This window comes from Candidatus Erwinia dacicola (genome assembly GCF_001756855.1).
Classification (GTDB): Bacteria; Pseudomonadota; Gammaproteobacteria; order Enterobacterales; family Enterobacteriaceae; genus Erwinia; species Erwinia dacicola.
The window spans coordinates 1-15,625 of record NZ_MAYS01000108.1 but is presented as its reverse complement, the minus strand read 5'-3'; the positions used below and the strand labels follow the sequence as shown (position 1 = coordinate 15,625).

Here is a 15,625-nt window from a genome sequence, read left to right as displayed (position 1 = left end):
GTTACTGACCGAGCAGCGTTTTACCGCTGGTATTTGCGGCGGAAGTGTCGCCCTGGGCACCGGTGAGCATGGTCGAGTTACGACCGGCAGCAGCACGGCGGCGGCGCTCTTCGTCATCGCGCGCACTGACCACAGCGGCGTCCTGCTCCTGAGGTGCGGCCTGAACTTCTGGTGCCGCTGGCACTGATGGCTTGCTGCCGATACACATAGCGATAACCTCACACACGATTAAATTATTACCAATTTAACCATATACGGATTATTTAACGTAGTGTATTGACATAATTAACTGTAATTATTACCCTTCAGGTAACACAACATGAAAGCGCACTTTGATATCGGTTCGGTGAGGTCTTGTCGCTAAATCAAAACTGGTGAGTGCGCTTCCAGGTGTGAGCAGTACGGCATATGGCACATGTGTCGTAGCGGTCTGGCAGGGTCCTTGACAACTTCCCCTGAGCAGGTAGCCGGAATGTGCAAGTCACTCTCGGTATGCACGGACATGACGATTCACCATCGTGGCGATACGGTGTGACACCTCGGAAGAGACGAGGCCATAACGATGAGAGTACTTAGGGTGTAGGTCGTCGACTGCCCGAAAACTGTGAACGCCGGCAGCAGTGCTCTCAATGTTGTGGAAACACAACACCACACCCTAGCGGGGGTGGGCGATAACCTTGAACGGGTATATCCCGTATTGCTGAAGGGTCTAAACAGCCCAGACGCCACGGCAAGCAAGCCGTGTTACCGAATTGCTGACAGCCTGGAAAGACAGGCACACAACAGGTAAGAGCATTTGTAGGGTTCGACTCCCTGCCATGGGGTTGCGCCACATGATGCGAGTCATGAGTGCTCTTTCCGTTGTGGTGAAAGTTGCTATTAGCACGCGACAAACGCTATCGCCGGCGCACCGGCCACCACAACCCAATCACGCCTTAGGACCGTGATACGGCAGTACCAGGCAATGCGTGTAGCTTTGGCGGTGGCAGTTGCTCCCACTTCTGACCACCGCCCTTTTTACAGCAGAGCGCCATTCCGATGACGTTGCGCTGTAAACCCTGCATCACCCGCCAAGGAAGGCACTCCGTAGACCCTTGCTTCCATTCGCCCGGTTCGTCCGGGCATTTTTTTAAGGTGATAATCATGAGTCGATATTACGACGATAATGCTCGCGAAATTAAATGGGGAACGATCGTTCTTCATGTCGTATTTTTCTTTACAGTTCTCATATCTCTTTGCATGGCAGGATGCCCATATTACAACGTATGGAGCAGCAATCTTGCCGGGAAGGCTTCCTTGGCTCGAGCAACGTAAGACAGGCAGATCGCTGTACAAGAAGCGCTCGCAAAAAAAGAATCTGCACGCATGTTAGCTGACGCTGAAATTGAGCGTGCCAAAGGAGTAGCGAAGGCAAACCAGATTATTGGTGATAGCCTCCGCAACAACGAAGAATACCTTCGCTATCTGTGGATTGACGGGTTACAACAGAATAAGAGCCAGGTTATTTATGTTCCAACCGAAGCAAACCTGCCAATACTTGAAGCGGGAAAACGCTAATAACGCCGTGACATGTCACAATCAGCCCGCCGATGCGCGGGCTTTGTTATTTCCACGGGTCATACTCTGTGACCGCCTTACCCTGCTGACTCTCCTGCCCAGGGATGCGCAGGCGCTTCGTAACCGGGAAAGAAAAAGTCAGTAGCAGCGCGTCACCCTTGCCCGGCGAGCGGCCTAACCGCTCTTTGATATCTTCCTTCGGCTCAATGACGATCTTGCCGTCCACCCTGACTTTGTACTCTGCTGCCGAAAGGTCATCAGCTGTCTCCTGATCGTCCAGCGCGCCGCCGAGCTTCAGCCACGTTTTGCAACTGTTGAACATCTCGCCGCGCTTGTTGAGCATCTGCGGATCGGTCGAGCCTCCACCAAACGGAATTAGCTGCCACGTCCGGCCCCAGCCATCACCGATGGACTTCAGCCCGGTACCGTAGCCAAAGTCGATAAACACCGCGTCAGCCTGGTACTGATCCTCAAAGTCAGCGATGCGCTTCGCCATAATCAGATCGTCGGTGGTCTTATTTCCGGTCCAGAGTACTTTGCTGTGCAGCCCCTGCCGCAGGTATATCACCGCGTCATCCACGCCGGAATATGCCGGGTCGACGCCGATAATCACCGGTGCGTGCGCCACCTGCCCGGCGGTCACTACGCGCTTCATCGCCTCGTCAGTGAGCCCGGTCGGGATAAACTGGAGTTCAGACGCGTCAGGGAAGATCCCCCGCACACGGACTTTAACGAAGTCGCTGTCCTCGCCGTAGTCGTCCACCCATTTCTGGAGTTGCTGTTTGTTCGTGCCTTCCACGGTGCGTGAATCAATCTGCGCGCACTTCCAGCGGTGTTTGTACTTACGGAAAAATTCGCGGAAACGCCCGGTGTTGCGCGTCGGGTTCCCGAACGCCACCCAGATGATTTCAGTGTCTTCGTCCGTCAGCGCACCTTCGGCAACCTCCCACACCAGATCTGCAATGTTGGAGGCTTCGTCGAATACCACGATGATGCGCTTGCGCTCGTTGTGCAGCCCGGCGAACGCCTCTGTGTTGTGCTCAGACCACGGGATTGCGTCAGCGCGCCAGCGTTTGTCGTGCCCAGGATCGTTGCTGTACATCGCCGTGGCGGTGCAGGTGAACCACTCTTTCGTTATGGCCAGGTTCGACCATTTGATGATTTCTGGCCAGGTCTTGGTGCGCAGCTGGTTGTCGGTGTTGGCGGTCACCACCACCTTGCAGTCCTCACAGGTGGACATGCCCCAGTTGATCAGCATCGAAATGAAAGCGGATTTGCCTATACCGTGTCCGGATGCGCGGGCCAGCATCAGCGGCTGGTGACGCGTCACGGGGTTCTGTAGGTGATCGCGTATCTCGCGGAATGCGTCAGCCTGCCAATTTCTCGGCCCGGTGGCGTGTGCCAACTCTGTTCCTTCCTCGCCCCACGGGAACGCATACAGCGCATAGCCCAGCGGGTCATACGTGAACGAAGCAATATCCTCGACGAGCTGCTCTTCCGGTGACATGGCTGCGGCTGTCATTCTTCACCACCAGCCTGCTCTTTGACGCGGCGGCGCGCGGCTGCCATGCGTTCGGCGATGGTGACAGTGCCGGAAACCTCCAGGCGCTCTTTGAACGCGTTGACGTCGACGTGCTTACCAATCAGCTCGAGGTTCTTCACCTTGTCCGGCCATTTGATTTTTTTGAGGATGGTCTCTATCGAATCCTCGTTCATGTTCATGATGGTTGAGGACAGGTCGAACCCGCTGAGCGTGGTACGCCAGATTTTCGGCCACTCGCGGATCGGTTTCAGGCTGCCGTCGTCGTTCAGGATATCCAGCACATCCATCTGGTCGATCTCCACCAGGCGCATGAGGACGTAATCAGCGCTGACGCGGTTTCGCTTGTTGCGCTCCTCCATCAATTCAGCGATTCGTTTCTGGATTCTTTCGTCTCGCATCATCACGCTGGCTTTGACGGCTGCCGTATTAGGCGAAAATCCTGCGTCAATCGCCGCCTGAGACTGGTTTTCGGGTGTCTTAATGTAGGACTGGCAGTAAGCCTCTTGCATCGCTGTAAGAGGCTTATATTGCGTTGATCTGCGTTTGTGGGTTTTTGGTGTCGCGGGCATCATTACCACATTAGTAATTTTATTACTATGAAGGTAATACTATCACGCCCGCGCAGATGTTACATGACTGGTATCGGATCGTCTTCCTGGCTACCGGCACGGTTGAGGAAATGTGTAACGACTCCCAGCACTGTAGTGTCGTCCAGCTCTTCACCTTCGATGGACTCACCCTCCGGAACAATAAGCGCCCGCCCCTGCACGATGGCGAACTCCGTGCGGCCGCAATAGGAAATAAGCACGGTGTCACCCGGATGTGGTTTATTTGCGACGTTGATGATTGCGTACCCAGCCGACGTCTCAACGGTTCGACAGTTGCCGTCGTAGCCGCACATGCTGGTGATGGTAAGGCGGGATTCTGCGTAGTCTTTTGCCGGAGATGGAAAGCCCATAATGGAACCTCACATAAAAATACTGTACATTTAAACAGTATAATCATGTGAGGATTTAGTCAATACGCCGTGACAGGTCACGTTAATAATCCATTCTCATTAATCGCCAGAATGCTTTACCCCGTGGTGCCACTTTGTTTCTCAGGCGGTAATAAGCTTGATGCAGAATGACAACCTGATATGGGTCTCGCTTTGTGGCCACCACTCGCGCTGTTTTTGAGTGAATACTTTGGACTTGTTTTTTAATCCTGCATTGCAGGCTGTGAAGATCCGTTACGGACATATAACCTCCAGTTTCGTTTCATGCCATCCCTGCGTTACCCAGCACTGCGAATCTCCCTGGCACGGGCAGGAATCCACCGGCAGGCTGTCGCCGCACTTGCCGCACTGGTTGGCGCTGATAGCTTTAATGCGACCGCGCACTCGGGCATCATCCTGGCGGATCAGCAGAGCAATGTACTCGCTCAGCTCGTATGGCTCACGGCCAGGGCGGCGCCCGGCGCAGTTCCGCACCAGCATCTCCATTTCCTGCTCGTCGAGCACCAGCTCCAGTTTGCGTTCACCTGCCTCAGCCTGGCGGGCGCGCTGCGCTGCTTTGCGTTCTGCTGCTGTCTTAGCCATTGCCATCCTCCTTTTTCGCCAACTTCAGCATCGCATCACCATAGCGTTCGATCCCCATCGCAAATGCTCCCTTCACGTTAATTCCCTGGATGATATCCGCCGGGACCACCACCGGCATCGGAACGCGGATAACCAGCCTGCGGAGTTCGGCTATTTCGTCGGCCTGCTCCATGACTCTGGCGTACAGGTCCGAGGCTTCGCCTTTCCACCATGCCACGTCGGCTTTAAGGCGGCGCAGGTGCCGCTGTTTGAGTTTGCTCACCATGGTAGCCACCCGTAAATCACGCCCATACAAAGCAGAGCCAATATCACTATGTAGAATGAATTAGCCATCACTTCACCTCCCGCTGTGGTGCTGCTGCGAGTACACTGCGCCACACATCGACGTTATGAAGATCATCAAGAATCGCATCGGTCATCGCATTGGTCATTTCCCCGGTAAGCTCAACCGGCACTAGCACCCAGCCATCCGGAATCACCGGAGAGTTGCCACCGGCACCCTGAAGCATGGCGGCGCAGTGGTTCCACCAAGCAGCTCGCATGATGGCATCACCAATACTCATGTCGGGGTTCTGACGACACAATTCCTCCCAGTGCTGGACTGGAAGAACAAACGGAGCTGGCGGGGCGGTGTAAACAACACTTTCAATCCAGTGCGCGCCATCTTCATGGCAATGGCACTTCGACTCTAATGGCTCGTCCAAACCCTCGGAGCCACACGCGCTACAGGTAAAAAGTTTGCGGCTCCTTGCTTCGAGCGATGCCAGCGCTAACTTCATCGCCGCCAGAGCATTGGCCGCATCTTCGTTTACTGCGCCTGGAGTCGCATCTCGCTCTTCTTCGAGCTCCGCGATTGTCTGCTGGAGCCATTCTTTGGTTAGTTCGCTCATGGGTTAGTCCGCATCCTGCGGTGCTTTCAACGGGCGATGGGAAATCGATCGTCCCTTCAATGTGCGCCCCTGCTACACGGCACGCCGGAGACCAGTCGGACGCTTTGCCCATGTCTAATGCCTTTTCAACTTCTTTGTATTTGCGCAGGTCATACAGGTGAATATTTGGATTGCCGATGGTGTAAAAACCGATTTTTTTCGGTGATGGGCAACGGTCGAGCACCTCTTGCAATTCATCGATCCATGCCTGTTCTTTTTTGGTCAACTTAACCATGATCACTCTCCTTTACCTGCTACGGCGGCGCGCTCAGCCTCACTCTGCTCCCAGAACCACCGGTGAAGGTTCAAGAGTTCTTCGTCGAGAGGAGCATATTTTCTGTCAAAGTAGGCTTGGGCATCTTTCTCCGCCTCGTCCGGCAATTCACCTGGACCAAACAGCGTGTTGTAAATCCATGCCAGCCCCTTTTTGGCGTCGCCAGTTCCCTGCCATTCGATGATTGCGGCCTGCATTACCAGAATGTTTTTCCCGATTAACAGGTCCAGTTCTTTGTGACGGTTTCTGATGTATGCATTCTCACTCTCCAGCTCAGCAATCCTCTTCTCTGTGGCTTCCAGCTCATCCAGCAGCGCCACCGCGTCAAGAGCCATCTGCTGTATGATTTCAACATCAGCGTGACCGAGGGTGTAACCAGCTTTCAAATCTGCAACTGCTTGCACAACCTGTTTGTCGATGTTGCTCATTGGGCAGCCTCCTGGCGAAGTTGGGCGGCGAACTCGCAAACTGTCACACCACCTTCCTCTGAGTAATCGGCTGATGAGATATGCATGCCGTGGACAATACTTCCGTCGTCACGTTGAATGTTGCCAACCCACAGCAGCCCGTCAGTAAAATCGCCGTACCCTGATTCATGGCCATCACCACATTGCGAGCAAATAGACTCAATGTCGGATGGGTCAAGGAAGATTTGTTGAGGCACGAGTACGTAACCTTCAGGGATTGCGCTGGCCCGCACTTCAGCCAGGAAAGCGTCGGTCGCTGGTGTTTCGTCCAGCAAATCAGTCAACGCATCAAATTCGGAAGGCTCGACGACATATTTCAATTCGTCACCGTTAATCTCACACTCTTCTAATGTTTTGCTTACTGCGGTGATTGCATTTTTCAGCCCCGCATTCTCCGCAGCCAGCGTATTACTGCGAGCCAGTTGCACATCTAGCTGCGTAGCCAGATCGCTAATCAATTGCGCCACAGTGCGCACATCGACGGCGCCGCATGATGCCTTCAGATCTGCGGCCTGCTCATGTCCGCGCTTTACCTGTTCACTCACATTGCATTCCATCTTTACCCCCGCTTACCCGTATAAGTTATTGATTACGTTGATATCAAAAAGGATCGTTATTTAACGCCGATCCCGAACCTTGCGATTAACAGCGCATCCGCGATGGCCTGGCCTTTCGCTTTGGCATCCAGCGCCCTGAGTTCCGGGTAAAGCTGAATGGCCCGGCTGCGCGCTGCGTCCTTGTCGCTGCCGATAAGCCCGGCTGACTTCTTCCAGGCCTGCGGCGTTACCAGCGTGTACGGAATGTTGAGTCCCTGGAGGATCCCCTCCGCTACGCCAGCTGCATGCCCGAACGTGAACATGCTCGCCGTTCCCTGCCCTGACATTGCACCGACCTGCTCAAGGTACGCATGAGTGATTCCGTACTGCCGAACCCATGCAGCTACCGCTGCGCCGTTCACCCTGGACTTTGTTCCGACCTTGATGGTTGGCATTGGCAGATGGTCGATGTAGCCGCCCTGTTCCGTGACGAGAACCAGTGCCCCGCTGCATCCCGGGTCAATCCCTAAAATTGCTATCATGGCTTACCTCTCAGGTAATTTAAATCCACATTAGAATTAAAATCAATAGCTATGCGCATATTGTATTACCTGCAAGGTAATTATGCTGGCGTAAAAAAATGCGCTGCCGCGCTGGTGCTACCTGATGAGTCCTGCCGCTTTCCCTCGCCGGTATTCCTCCATCAGCCACTGGGCCGGTGTCAGTCCTCCCAGAATGGCGGCATTCGGCATGCATCCGAAGCTTTTGCCGGGAGGGTGGTAAGCACTCCCCCCTGTGTCCGCTGGCGTTTGTATCGGCTCTTGCTTCGCCTGGATGCTCAGAACCGGATCCGGAATCTGGTGACCGGCGGCCACTTTTGCAGCCCATTCATCCAGCAGTTTGCGCGCATGCTTCTCGACTTCCACCTCGCTCAGCTGACGCTGATACATCGCCCGGCGTGTATCGCACACAATCCAGTACATGACCGGGTGGTGCCACGGGAATCGCTCTGGCCCGCTAGGCTGAAGGCTTTTCTCTTTGGCGTAACGGTGGAACTCTCCCATTACGTCCTCGATGCTCACGCCCAGCACCATCTTGCTGTCTTTGCACCACTTGATGAACTGCCCTGGCGACGGCCAGAACGGTGATTCACTGGCTCGGGCATGGCGCATTCCTGCCGATACCTGCTCGCGGGTACGGATCCCACCTTCGGCAAATGCGGCGATCCACTGGCGCTTCGCGTCGGTTTCCTGCTGCACGGTCTTCAGGTTGGTCTGCTTAGCCGCTGGGAAGAGTTGCTTAAGCTGCTTGAACAGGGCATCGACGAGACGCTCTGCGCTGATGTTAACGACGTTGTCCTGCTGGTCATGGTGATTGTCAGGGCCCATCATGCGAGCCAGAGCACCAGCATCACGATTCTGAATTGCTGCGAATACGTTACTCATAAGAAATCCTTCCAGCCCTCAGGGCTGTTCCAGTGTGGTACGTCATCGTCAGAGCTGTCACCGCGCTTTCCTGCCGCTCTTTTTTTCCTGTTCATCAGCAGCCGGGCAAACTTCTGCTCCCACTGCACGTGTTGCATAACATTGCCTTCCGCCATCCAGTAGGTGATGAATTCAATCAGGTCTGATTTCTTGTACCCGTCAGCAGGTAGTGCATGGCCCCACATTCTGGCGCGCATGACAAAGTCATCTGACGGCTGCCAGTTTTCATGCATGGTAAATTTGCCGATTGGCTCTCCGATACCTGGAATGACAACTGGAGGGATTTGAATTTCTTCGCGCGCAGAGAGAGGGGTTTTACTTTCCCTGATCCCTGATCCATTCCTAATGGTACTTGTCCAGTATCAGTACCGTACTCATACGGTATTAGAGGTAAACATCTGATTTTGCTTTCTTTTGGCTTGTTTACGACCTGATGTTTGAGGAAGTTTGTAATTGCCCCAAATTGCTTGCCATCTGAGGTGGAAAACATGGACAAATAACCACAGTTGGAAAGCTCCTGTATCAGTACCGGAATAGGAACGGACGGTTCACGGATTGGAAAAACAGCCGCTTTTATCAGTTTCGGGTTGGCGTTGAAGTACCCTTCATCGTCGGCATAATTCAGCAAGCCAATCGCTAAAAGGCATGCCGGTTCTGAAAGCTCAGCCATATCCTCGTCTGTCCAGAACTCAGGCTTAATTGTGCGGATGCGCGCCATCAGATCACCTCCGGCACGTTGCCTTTCGCAGCTTCATCCATAATCCTTTTAATCTCAGCCTGGCGCCTGCGGTTTGACTCCATGGTGCATTCCACACAATGGCCGTTGTAAACCCAGCGCTCACTGTCATGGCCTCGCTTACACTGCTTCCCGGAGTAATAACGCTTCAGTCCAGCCTTCGCAGCGGACATACGAGTGATAATCTCCACACTTCACCTCAGATTCTGGTTATGGTTACGATGATTTTGTGCGATGTCCGAAAAAATATCAACCATATTCGGATCATTATTACCTTGGGGAGTTGAATAGATATGAAAAGACCGCCAGAAGGCGGCCTGATGGGGGTTTGAAATAGGTTTTATTCGTAGAAGAAGATAGCCAGTTCCGGCTTTGTTTTTACCCAGTCGCGCTGTTTACATGCTTTAAACAGCCCATTCATCAATGTCTTACCGGGAATTTTTCGGCGACCTGTCAGATGCGTCTGGATGTAGTTGCTGGTCGTTCCGGCCTCGTCAGCAAAGGCATTTCGCTCATCAGGAGTGAGTTGCAACCAGTGTTTTTTGAAGTCGAATTTTTCGTTCTCGCTCATAGCTATTGCCTGATATTAATTTCAGATAACAAATATTCACCGAGAAGGTAATAAAAATCAAGGTTTGTTACCCGTGAGGTACATTTACCTGTGTGGTAAATTCGCTTTTAATTGAACCACTAACTAATTCATATATGAGGCGATTCACCAGAGCATGAAAAGTATTCAGGATATCCGCAGGCAGAATATTAACGATATCATCGACTGTGACTTTAACGGGGTGCAGACTCGTCTGGCGGAAAAACTGGGAACTCAGGCAAACCTGGTGAACCGCTGGGCCCGCGGGCAGAAGGTTGTCGGCGACACGGTAGCGCGCAAGATTGAGAAGGCGGCTAACAAGCCTTCGAACTGGCTGGACGTCGACCACTCATTATCCGCTGTTGCCATTCCGCAGGAGGAGATCACCCCTTCCGATACCGGACAGCTGGCGGCACATAATCTCGAAGCATGGATGCAGAACAACCGCGACCTGTCATCTCAGGGTAAGTTGTCGAAAGCGTCCGGCGTTGCCCAGGCGACAATCAACCGCATGCTGAACAATGAGGTTAGCGTTTCTATCTCCACCCTGGAGGCGATCGCCAGCGCGTTCGGGCACCGGGGCTATGAACTGCTCATCCATCCCCGGGACCCGTCGACCATCCATTACGACCGGGCCCGCTACGCATTGTTACCTGAGAGCGAGAAGAGCAAGATTGAGAGCTACGTCGATTTTGTGATTGTTCAGAACGGTAAAACGCAAGAATAAAACCATACATTTCAGATACTAAGCCGCCATCGAGCGGCTTTTTTATTGCCCTTACTATTACCTTTCGGGTAATTTTTTATAATCATACCTATTGACTTTAAACCGTATAAGGATAATCATTACTTAAAAGGTAACACTGAGGTAACGAATTATGCAGTGGAAAATCATCAACGGTTGGTACTGCGTTACGGCGTGCGGGCTAATGAGCACCAAGTGCCGCACTCTGCATGAGGTCATCAACTGGGCGTTTGTCACCAAGATGGCAGTCAAAACTGAAATGGATATGGGGGTGAGCAAGTGAACATCCAGCAGGTTAATAACCTGAAAAAAATCATGACCAGCATCGACAGCAACTACCAGCTGAGCCAGATGCACTACGACCGACAGGTAGAGCTGATCGACGCAATTCCGCACCACCAGTTGCAGGCGCCGTTTTACGAGTTTGGTCGCAAGGGTGTCCGCACCGAGATTCTGGAAGAGCTGATGATGAGCACTGAATTCGAAGAGGCTCTCGCAGCATACCAGGCCGCGATGACCAGCATCATCGCGAAGTGGGATCTGGCTGACCAGCTGGACACGGCGAGGACTGCGGCATGATGCATAACGTCGGCAGCATGGACAGGACCAAATACCTCGGCGGCAGTGATGTCGCCGGTATTCTCGGGATTAGCCCGTGGCGTACTCCGCTTGAGGTGTACCTGGATAAGGTGCAGCCACGCATCAAGCCAGTAGATCCTTCAAAGCAAAAAGTTTTCACACGTGGCCAGCGTATGGAGCCATACGTAATTGACCTGCTTTCTGAAGAGACAGGCCTTGAAATTATTCATCGCGGCAACCGGTATATCCATCGTGATTACGGCTTTATCGCAGCAGAGATCGATGCAGAAGCAGCTACCGGCGAGAACATCGAGATCAAAACGATTAGCCCATTCAAAGCTAAGGAATGGGGAGAAGTTCAGACAGATGCGATCCCTGTGCATTACACGGCGCAGGCCATGCATGGGCTGATGGTAACAGGAAAGCAGGTATGCGTATTCGGTGTCCTGATCGGCGGTGATGATTTCCGTATTTATCGCGTTGAGCGTGATGAGGAAACCATTCAAGCCATCCTGGAGAAAGAAGTTTCCTTCTGGGATCGGGTGATAAACCTGAACCCACCGGAGGCGACAACAGTCAGCGATATTTCTCTGATGTTTGAGAAGGATTCCGGCTCAAGCATTGAGGCAGACGGTAAAGCCCTGGCGCTCTTCAACGACCTCCGCGACATGAAATCACGTTGCAAGTCACTGGAAGAAGAAATCGCCGTATCGGAGGAGAAGCTGAAGCTGTACATGCAGGAGCACTCAATCCTGACGATCGACGGGAAACCGATTTGCACATGGAAATCTCAGGTAAGCAACCGGTTCGATCAGAAATTATTCCAGGTTGAGTACCCGGACCTGTACGAAAAATTCAAAACAGCAACGACATCACGCGTTTTCAGAATGAAGTAAGGAGAAAAAATGTCTACCACTGCACTTAAGGCAGCAGCAACCGGAAACCAGGTTGCAAAGCATAACGAGAAACCTAGCACGCTGGCCGGGTTGCTCGCGGATCCAAGAATCAAGGCTCAGATGGCGCTGGCTCTTCCAAAGCACATGACAGCCGACCGCCTGGCGCGCATCGCCACTACCGAGATCCGCAAAGTTCCAAAACTGGCAGCATGTGACCAGGCCAGTTTCCTCGGTGCAATTATGCAATGCGCTCAGCTCGGACTGGAACCGGGGGGCGCACTGGGACACGCGTACCTGATTCCGTTCGACAAGCGCCAGAAAATTAATGGCCGCTGGGAAACGGTATCGACAGAAGCTCAGCTGATCATCGGCTATCGCGGGATGATTGACCTTGCGCGCCGCTCCGGGCAGATCCTGAGCATCTCAGCGCGCACCGTCCATGTAAACGACAAATTCAGCTATTCATACGGCCTGGAAGAAACGCTCGAGCACTCACCTTGCGAAACCGGTGACCGCGGCGAACTGACCCATGTATACGCAGTGGCCCGCCTGAAAGATGGCGGCGTCCAGTTCGAAGTGATGAGCCGGGCAGACGTTGAAAAAGTACGTGCCCTGAGCAAAGCCGGCAGCAGCGGACCGTGGGTTGACCACTTCGACGAAATGGCAAAAAAGACGGTGATCCGCCGCCTGTTCAAATACCTGCCTGTCTCTATCGAACTGCAAAAAGCTGTTGTGATGGATGAACGCGCGGAAGCTGGCCTGAGCCAGGATAACGCAGCAGTTATCACCGGCGAGTATTCAGTAGTTGATGATGAGCAGCAGAGCCTGACGGTGGTTTCTGACTCTGAACGCGAAGAAGCACGGGAATACGTTAGCGCAATTCTGAACAGCCTGGATTCATCCGCAGCAGATGCCAAGGCGATGTTTAAGCGTGCCGAAGATGAGATCAACGCCATGGCTGAAAAGCTCGGTGAAGAATACCACCAGGGATTCATGACGACGCTTAACGATATGCGTCCTGAATTCGAATAACACCACCGTGGCACCGCGGTGCCACACCTGCAACCAAGAGAGGTATTTATGAAAGGTGCATTTGGTAAGAAGGAACTCCTGGCGGTGGTGCCACTGTCATGGAGCACGATTGACCGCCTGGAACAGGCTGGCGAATTCCCGTCCCGTTTCTGGATCACCGACCGCCGCTGCGCGTGGGACCAGAGCGAAGTTGAAGCTTGGCTGGATAAACGTAAGGCGGCGAGCCCGGCGACGTTCACCGGAAAAAAGCCGCCAGTTGACCGCCGCGTGTATCGCCCTGTGAGTGCAGCAGCATGAGAAGCATATCGGCAGATGGTCAGATGTGTACCTGTATCTGGCCGTAGTCGCCTACCTGATGTGGCTGGCGGCGGTAATCAGTTGAGAGGTCTGGATCAAATGAAAAAGACGAAGATTGAGCGCTACCACGAAGATTACGTGTCGCAGCGCCGTGTCGAAAGAGTGGTGGCAGTAACGCCGGAAGCGATGGAGATCGAAAGCCGAGCCATCGAGCGCGAGCGCCGCGGGCATTACCGCATAGCGGCCCGCCTGTGGCTTCAGTGCCTGGATGCTGCTATTGGTGAAGTGGAGCGCGCCCGTATTGCGGTGCGCCGGCAACAGTGCATCACCAAAGGAAACCGCACCCAGCACCTTGATTACAGCGGAATCGGATGTCGCGGGGTGGTGTATGACTAACCCGCACGACGGAATTACCGTGGGCAGTGTCACCCTGCCCTATTCCATCATCCGCCGCGGATGGGTAGCACCAAGCGGCGACGTTATCAGAAACCCATTAAAGGCTCAGCGCCTGGTTGAGCTGATGAACAGCAAGAAGGTGGCGGTATGACAGATTGCACCGGAAGTAATACGCCAGCTGATCAGCGTGATTTATGGCGAACCCCACCAGCTATCTTCTTCGCACTGGATGCCGAGTTCTGCTTCCAGTTGGATGCCGCCGCAGCGCTTCATAACGCGCTGTGCCGCAAGTTCATCACTGCCGCGCAGAACACACTGGAAACGCCATGGGCTGATTACCTGAATGTGCCAGGCTACGTCTGGATGAATCCGCCGTACAGCGACATTACGCCATTCGTTAAGAAGGCCGCCGCCGAGAGCGCCAATCGAATCGGCACGGTTATGCTGGTACCGGCAGACACATCGGTTGGCTGGTTCTGGGAGGCAATCCAGACCGCCAGCGTGGTGCGATTCATCACCGCCGGGCGTTTGGCGTTCATCAATCCGGTAACAGGTAAGCCAGTAAGCGGTAACAACAAAGGTTCCTTACTGCTTATCTGGAAACCATACCCGAGAACGCATTGCGAGTTTACGACGGTAGATCGCGATACTCTTATGGCGTATGGAAATTCCCGCCTGGCAAGACGGGAGGCAGCTTAATCCTTTCCTTCCATCCACCTCTCAAACTTCGACGGGGAGAACGGCACCAGATCGGTGTGCTCCCCGTTAATCCAGGCATCAACCATATCTGCCCACTGCTGCAACATATAGGAGCGCTGCCGGGCATACTCTGCTTTGTTGTAAACCGCCCGGACTCCTTTCTGCTCGTGCGCCTGTGCCTTCTCTATCCAGTCTGAGGGATAGTCAGCTTCATGCAGCAGCGTGCTTGCCGTCCGGCGCAGGTCATGCACCGTGAAGTCCTGAATTTTCTCGCCGTCTTTAGTTATAGTCTCCACGGTCCTGTCGATAAGGGAGTTCAGCGCGGCGTTCGATAATGGCTTGCGGAAGTTGTAGCGCCCTGGCACCAGGTATTCACTGCCACCAGCGCACATCTGCAACCCAACCAGCAGATCCTGCGCCTGCTTCGGAAGATAAATCACATGCGCGCGCCTGGCCTTCATTCGGTCGGCGGGGATCGTCCATGTCCAATTCTTGAAATCGATCTCTGCCCATGTCGTAGAGATAAATTCGTTTTTGCGAACCAGCGTCAGCAGCACCAGCTTCAGCGCCATCTTCATGGTGCCCATAGCACCGACGTCATCTAGCGCGCGGAAAAATATCCTGATCTCCTCAGGCGACAGCGTGCGCTCGCGCGGCTTAAACATGGCAATGGATGATGGCTTAATGTCGGCCGCCGGATTGAACAGACCGTGCCTGCGGTCGTTGGCATACCGGTATACGCTGCTGATTATCTCCCTGACCTGAATCGCCGTCGCCCGGCCGCCACGCTCGACGATACGATCGCAAAGTTCGCGCACCACTCTGGTGGGTATCTCAGTCATCATCTTGTTTCCGAGGGCGGGAAGGATATCCCTGTCGATCACTGCCTGCTTCATGGCGCGGGTGCTGTCGGCCAGGGTGACGTGTTTCATGTAGGTGTCGGTATATACCGTGAATGTTTCGGCTCCGGCGATCTGCCTGATACCGTCACGTTTCGCCGCAGCAGGCGATTGGCCTGACTTCAGCAGCTTTTTGGCGGCAATGAGTTCCTCGCGCGCTTCCGCAAGGCTGATACCGTCACGACCATACTGGCCGATCACCAGCGTTTCCCGGCGGTCGTTAATGCGGTAGTCGTAGCGGAACGAGACAGAGCCTGACGTGAGTACCGCGACATACAGCCCGTCACGATCGGAAACCTTATACAGTTTCTCCTGCGGCTTGAGGTTTTTCAGTTTGGTATCGGTAAGCACGATTCACCCGTAATGCATCCATGTTTTTATCGGTACG

At 53.8% G+C, this 15,625-nt stretch carries 24 protein-coding genes and 2 pseudogenes; 10 read left to right on the top strand and 16 right to left on the bottom strand.

The genetic code is table 11. The features are described 5' to 3' along the window. Window position 1 precedes the first annotated feature (1 nt). On the bottom strand, window positions 2–208 hold the full coding sequence (locus BBW68_RS03260) for a hypothetical protein (RefSeq protein ID WP_032636549.1): 207 nt from the start codon (window positions 206–208) through the stop codon (window positions 2–4). Between the two features lie 1,157 nt (window positions 209–1,365). Here BBW68_RS03260 and BBW68_RS15590 point away from each other — a divergent pair. Continuing rightward, window positions 1,366–1,557: a hypothetical protein gene (locus BBW68_RS15590; protein ID WP_058659569.1), complete on the top strand. Its 192-nt coding sequence runs from the start codon at window positions 1,366–1,368 to the stop codon at window positions 1,555–1,557. Between the two features lie 46 nt (window positions 1,558–1,603). Here the strand turns inward: BBW68_RS15590 and BBW68_RS03250 are convergent, their stop codons facing one another. From BBW68_RS03250 to BBW68_RS03190, 14 genes and pseudogenes are all read right to left on the bottom strand, one after another. After that, the gene (locus BBW68_RS03250) at window positions 1,604–3,079 is read right to left on the bottom strand and encodes a terminase (RefSeq protein ID WP_070133983.1); all 1,476 of its coding nucleotides are present in this window, start codon (window positions 3,077–3,079) and stop codon (window positions 1,604–1,606) included. Continuing rightward, complete coding sequence (locus tag BBW68_RS03245; protein ID WP_083264775.1) at window positions 3,076–3,672, bottom strand: terminase small subunit; 597 nt, start codon at window positions 3,670–3,672, stop codon at window positions 3,076–3,078. Before BBW68_RS03245 ends, BBW68_RS03250 begins: the two co-directional genes overlap by 4 nt. A 56-nt stretch (window positions 3,673–3,728) precedes the next feature. Beyond that, window positions 3,729–3,908 (bottom strand): hypothetical protein, encoded by a 180-nt coding sequence (locus BBW68_RS20290; RefSeq protein WP_338061294.1) that lies wholly within the window; start codon window positions 3,906–3,908, stop codon window positions 3,729–3,731. Window positions 3,909–4,331: 423 nt separating this feature from the next. Next, a complete protein-coding gene (locus tag BBW68_RS03235; protein WP_070133981.1) occupies window positions 4,332–4,679 on the bottom strand; it encodes a hypothetical protein in 348 nt (115 codons plus the stop codon). Then, entirely contained in the window at window positions 4,672–4,944 is a 273-nt protein-coding gene (locus BBW68_RS03230; protein ID WP_186821256.1) for a hypothetical protein, read from the bottom strand. The genes BBW68_RS03235 and BBW68_RS03230 overlap by 8 nt, the downstream gene beginning before the upstream one ends. A gap of 67 nt (window positions 4,945–5,011) precedes the next feature. Continuing rightward, window positions 5,012–5,569, bottom strand: a complete 558-nt coding sequence (locus tag BBW68_RS03225; protein WP_070133980.1) for a hypothetical protein — start codon at window positions 5,567–5,569, stop codon at window positions 5,012–5,014. 135 nt (window positions 5,570–5,704) lie between these two features. Continuing rightward, window positions 5,705–5,843: pseudogene (locus tag BBW68_RS19445) on the bottom strand (hypothetical protein); the annotation flags it as partial. A gap of 2 nt (window positions 5,844–5,845) precedes the next feature. Next, a complete protein-coding gene (locus BBW68_RS03220) occupies window positions 5,846–6,310 on the bottom strand; it encodes a hypothetical protein (protein WP_070133979.1) in 465 nt (154 codons plus the stop codon). After that, a complete protein-coding gene (locus BBW68_RS19440; RefSeq protein WP_338061293.1) occupies window positions 6,307–6,894 on the bottom strand; it encodes a hypothetical protein in 588 nt (195 codons plus the stop codon). Before BBW68_RS19440 ends, BBW68_RS03220 begins: the two co-directional genes overlap by 4 nt. 68 nt (window positions 6,895–6,962) lie before the next feature. After that, window positions 6,963–7,427, bottom strand: coding sequence for a crossover junction endodeoxyribonuclease RuvC (locus BBW68_RS03210; protein ID WP_070133978.1), 465 nt, complete (start codon window positions 7,425–7,427; stop codon window positions 6,963–6,965). A gap of 117 nt (window positions 7,428–7,544) precedes the next feature. Then, window positions 7,545–8,330 (bottom strand): replication protein P, encoded by a 786-nt coding sequence (locus tag BBW68_RS03205; protein ID WP_070133977.1) that lies wholly within the window; start codon window positions 8,328–8,330, stop codon window positions 7,545–7,547. Continuing rightward, window positions 8,327–9,087, bottom strand: a pseudogene (locus tag BBW68_RS03200) (DnaT-like ssDNA-binding domain-containing protein). Before BBW68_RS03200 ends, BBW68_RS03205 begins: the two are co-directional and overlap by 4 nt. After that, on the bottom strand, window positions 9,087–9,296 hold the full coding sequence (locus BBW68_RS03195; protein WP_070133976.1) for a hypothetical protein: 210 nt from the start codon (window positions 9,294–9,296) through the stop codon (window positions 9,087–9,089). The pseudogene BBW68_RS03200 and the gene BBW68_RS03195 overlap by 1 nt, the downstream one beginning before the upstream one ends. Window positions 9,297–9,445: 149 nt before the next feature. Next, window positions 9,446–9,676 carry a hypothetical protein gene (locus BBW68_RS03190; protein ID WP_070133975.1) on the bottom strand — a complete coding sequence of 77 codons (231 nt, stop codon included), beginning with the start codon at window positions 9,674–9,676 and terminating at the stop codon, window positions 9,446–9,448. 154 nt (window positions 9,677–9,830) lie between these two features. Here BBW68_RS03190 and BBW68_RS03185 point away from each other — a divergent pair, with 154 nt between their 5' ends. The 9 genes from BBW68_RS03185 (at window position 9,831) to BBW68_RS03150 (ending at window position 14,338) form a co-directional block, all read left to right on the top strand. Beyond that, window positions 9,831–10,421, top strand: a complete 591-nt coding sequence (locus BBW68_RS03185; RefSeq protein WP_070133974.1) for a helix-turn-helix domain-containing protein — start codon at window positions 9,831–9,833, stop codon at window positions 10,419–10,421. 151 nt (window positions 10,422–10,572) lie between these two features. Beyond that, the gene (locus tag BBW68_RS18670) at window positions 10,573–10,722 is read left to right on the top strand and encodes a hypothetical protein (protein ID WP_167565589.1); all 150 of its coding nucleotides are present in this window, start codon (window positions 10,573–10,575) and stop codon (window positions 10,720–10,722) included. Then, window positions 10,719–11,018 carry a hypothetical protein gene (locus tag BBW68_RS03180; RefSeq protein ID WP_070133973.1) on the top strand — a complete coding sequence of 100 codons (300 nt, stop codon included), beginning with the start codon at window positions 10,719–10,721 and terminating at the stop codon, window positions 11,016–11,018. Before BBW68_RS18670 ends, BBW68_RS03180 begins: the two co-directional genes overlap by 4 nt. Further along, the gene (locus BBW68_RS03175) at window positions 11,015–11,914 is read left to right on the top strand and encodes a YqaJ viral recombinase family nuclease (protein WP_070133972.1); all 900 of its coding nucleotides are present in this window, start codon (window positions 11,015–11,017) and stop codon (window positions 11,912–11,914) included. Before BBW68_RS03180 ends, BBW68_RS03175 begins: the two co-directional genes overlap by 4 nt. 9 nt (window positions 11,915–11,923) lie before the next feature. Beyond that, on the top strand, window positions 11,924–12,946 hold the full coding sequence (gene recT / locus BBW68_RS03170; RefSeq protein ID WP_070133971.1) for a recombination protein RecT: 1,023 nt from the start codon (window positions 11,924–11,926) through the stop codon (window positions 12,944–12,946). Between the two features lie 48 nt (window positions 12,947–12,994). Continuing rightward, window positions 12,995–13,243, top strand: a complete 249-nt coding sequence (locus tag BBW68_RS03165) for a helix-turn-helix transcriptional regulator (RefSeq protein WP_032634922.1) — start codon at window positions 12,995–12,997, stop codon at window positions 13,241–13,243. Between the two features lie 99 nt (window positions 13,244–13,342). Next, window positions 13,343–13,639, top strand: coding sequence for a PerC family transcriptional regulator (locus tag BBW68_RS03160; RefSeq protein ID WP_070133970.1), 297 nt, complete (start codon window positions 13,343–13,345; stop codon window positions 13,637–13,639). Beyond that, window positions 13,632–13,790 carry a DUF1317 family protein gene (locus BBW68_RS03155; protein ID WP_070133969.1) on the top strand — a complete coding sequence of 53 codons (159 nt, stop codon included), beginning with the start codon at window positions 13,632–13,634 and terminating at the stop codon, window positions 13,788–13,790. The genes BBW68_RS03160 and BBW68_RS03155 overlap by 8 nt, the downstream gene beginning before the upstream one ends. Continuing rightward, entirely contained in the window at window positions 13,787–14,338 is a 552-nt protein-coding gene (locus BBW68_RS03150; RefSeq protein WP_070133968.1) for a phage N-6-adenine-methyltransferase, read from the top strand. Before BBW68_RS03155 ends, BBW68_RS03150 begins: the two co-directional genes overlap by 4 nt. On the opposite strand, the gene BBW68_RS03145 is transcribed toward BBW68_RS03150, so the two are convergent. Next, window positions 14,335–15,588 (bottom strand): tyrosine-type recombinase/integrase, encoded by a 1,254-nt coding sequence (locus BBW68_RS03145; protein ID WP_070133967.1) that lies wholly within the window; start codon window positions 15,586–15,588, stop codon window positions 14,335–14,337. The two genes, BBW68_RS03150 and BBW68_RS03145, sit on opposite strands and share 4 nt — an antisense overlap. Between the last annotated feature and the right edge of the window lie 37 nt (window positions 15,589–15,625).

What these genes read in the sequence shown, in the direction of transcription:
- BBW68_RS03175 (WP_070133972.1), top strand. Translation starts at nt 11,015, where the DNA reads ATGATGCATAACGTCGGCAGCATGGACAGGACCAAATACCTCGGCGGC.
- BBW68_RS03205 (WP_070133977.1), bottom strand. Translation starts at nt 8,330, where the DNA reads ATGAGTAACGTATTCGCAGCAATTCAGAATCGTGATGCTGGTGCTCTG.
- BBW68_RS03150 (WP_070133968.1), top strand. Translation starts at nt 13,787, where the DNA reads ATGACAGATTGCACCGGAAGTAATACGCCAGCTGATCAGCGTGATTTA.
- BBW68_RS03250 (WP_070133983.1), bottom strand. Translation starts at nt 3,079, where the DNA reads ATGACAGCCGCAGCCATGTCACCGGAAGAGCAGCTCGTCGAGGATATT.
- recT (WP_070133971.1), top strand. Translation starts at nt 11,924, where the DNA reads ATGTCTACCACTGCACTTAAGGCAGCAGCAACCGGAAACCAGGTTGCA.
- BBW68_RS03230 (WP_186821256.1), bottom strand. Translation starts at nt 4,944, where the DNA reads ATGGTGAGCAAACTCAAACAGCGGCACCTGCGCCGCCTTAAAGCCGAC.
- BBW68_RS03210 (WP_070133978.1), bottom strand. Translation starts at nt 7,427, where the DNA reads ATGATAGCAATTTTAGGGATTGACCCGGGATGCAGCGGGGCACTGGTT.
- BBW68_RS03185 (WP_070133974.1), top strand. Translation starts at nt 9,831, where the DNA reads ATGAAAAGTATTCAGGATATCCGCAGGCAGAATATTAACGATATCATC.
- BBW68_RS03235 (WP_070133981.1), bottom strand. Translation starts at nt 4,679, where the DNA reads ATGGCTAAGACAGCAGCAGAACGCAAAGCAGCGCAGCGCGCCCGCCAG.
- BBW68_RS15590 (WP_058659569.1), top strand. Translation starts at nt 1,366, where the DNA reads ATGTTAGCTGACGCTGAAATTGAGCGTGCCAAAGGAGTAGCGAAGGCA.
- BBW68_RS03190 (WP_070133975.1), bottom strand. Translation starts at nt 9,676, where the DNA reads ATGAGCGAGAACGAAAAATTCGACTTCAAAAAACACTGGTTGCAACTC.
- BBW68_RS03245 (WP_083264775.1), bottom strand. Translation starts at nt 3,672, where the DNA reads ATGATGCCCGCGACACCAAAAACCCACAAACGCAGATCAACGCAATAT.
- BBW68_RS03220 (WP_070133979.1), bottom strand. Translation starts at nt 6,310, where the DNA reads ATGAGCAACATCGACAAACAGGTTGTGCAAGCAGTTGCAGATTTGAAA.
- BBW68_RS03160 (WP_070133970.1), top strand. Translation starts at nt 13,343, where the DNA reads ATGAAAAAGACGAAGATTGAGCGCTACCACGAAGATTACGTGTCGCAG.
- BBW68_RS03165 (WP_032634922.1), top strand. Translation starts at nt 12,995, where the DNA reads ATGAAAGGTGCATTTGGTAAGAAGGAACTCCTGGCGGTGGTGCCACTG.
- BBW68_RS18670 (WP_167565589.1), top strand. Translation starts at nt 10,573, where the DNA reads ATGCAGTGGAAAATCATCAACGGTTGGTACTGCGTTACGGCGTGCGGG.
- BBW68_RS03225 (WP_070133980.1), bottom strand. Translation starts at nt 5,569, where the DNA reads ATGAGCGAACTAACCAAAGAATGGCTCCAGCAGACAATCGCGGAGCTC.
- BBW68_RS03155 (WP_070133969.1), top strand. Translation starts at nt 13,632, where the DNA reads ATGACTAACCCGCACGACGGAATTACCGTGGGCAGTGTCACCCTGCCC.
- BBW68_RS03260 (WP_032636549.1), bottom strand. Translation starts at nt 208, where the DNA reads ATGTGTATCGGCAGCAAGCCATCAGTGCCAGCGGCACCAGAAGTTCAG.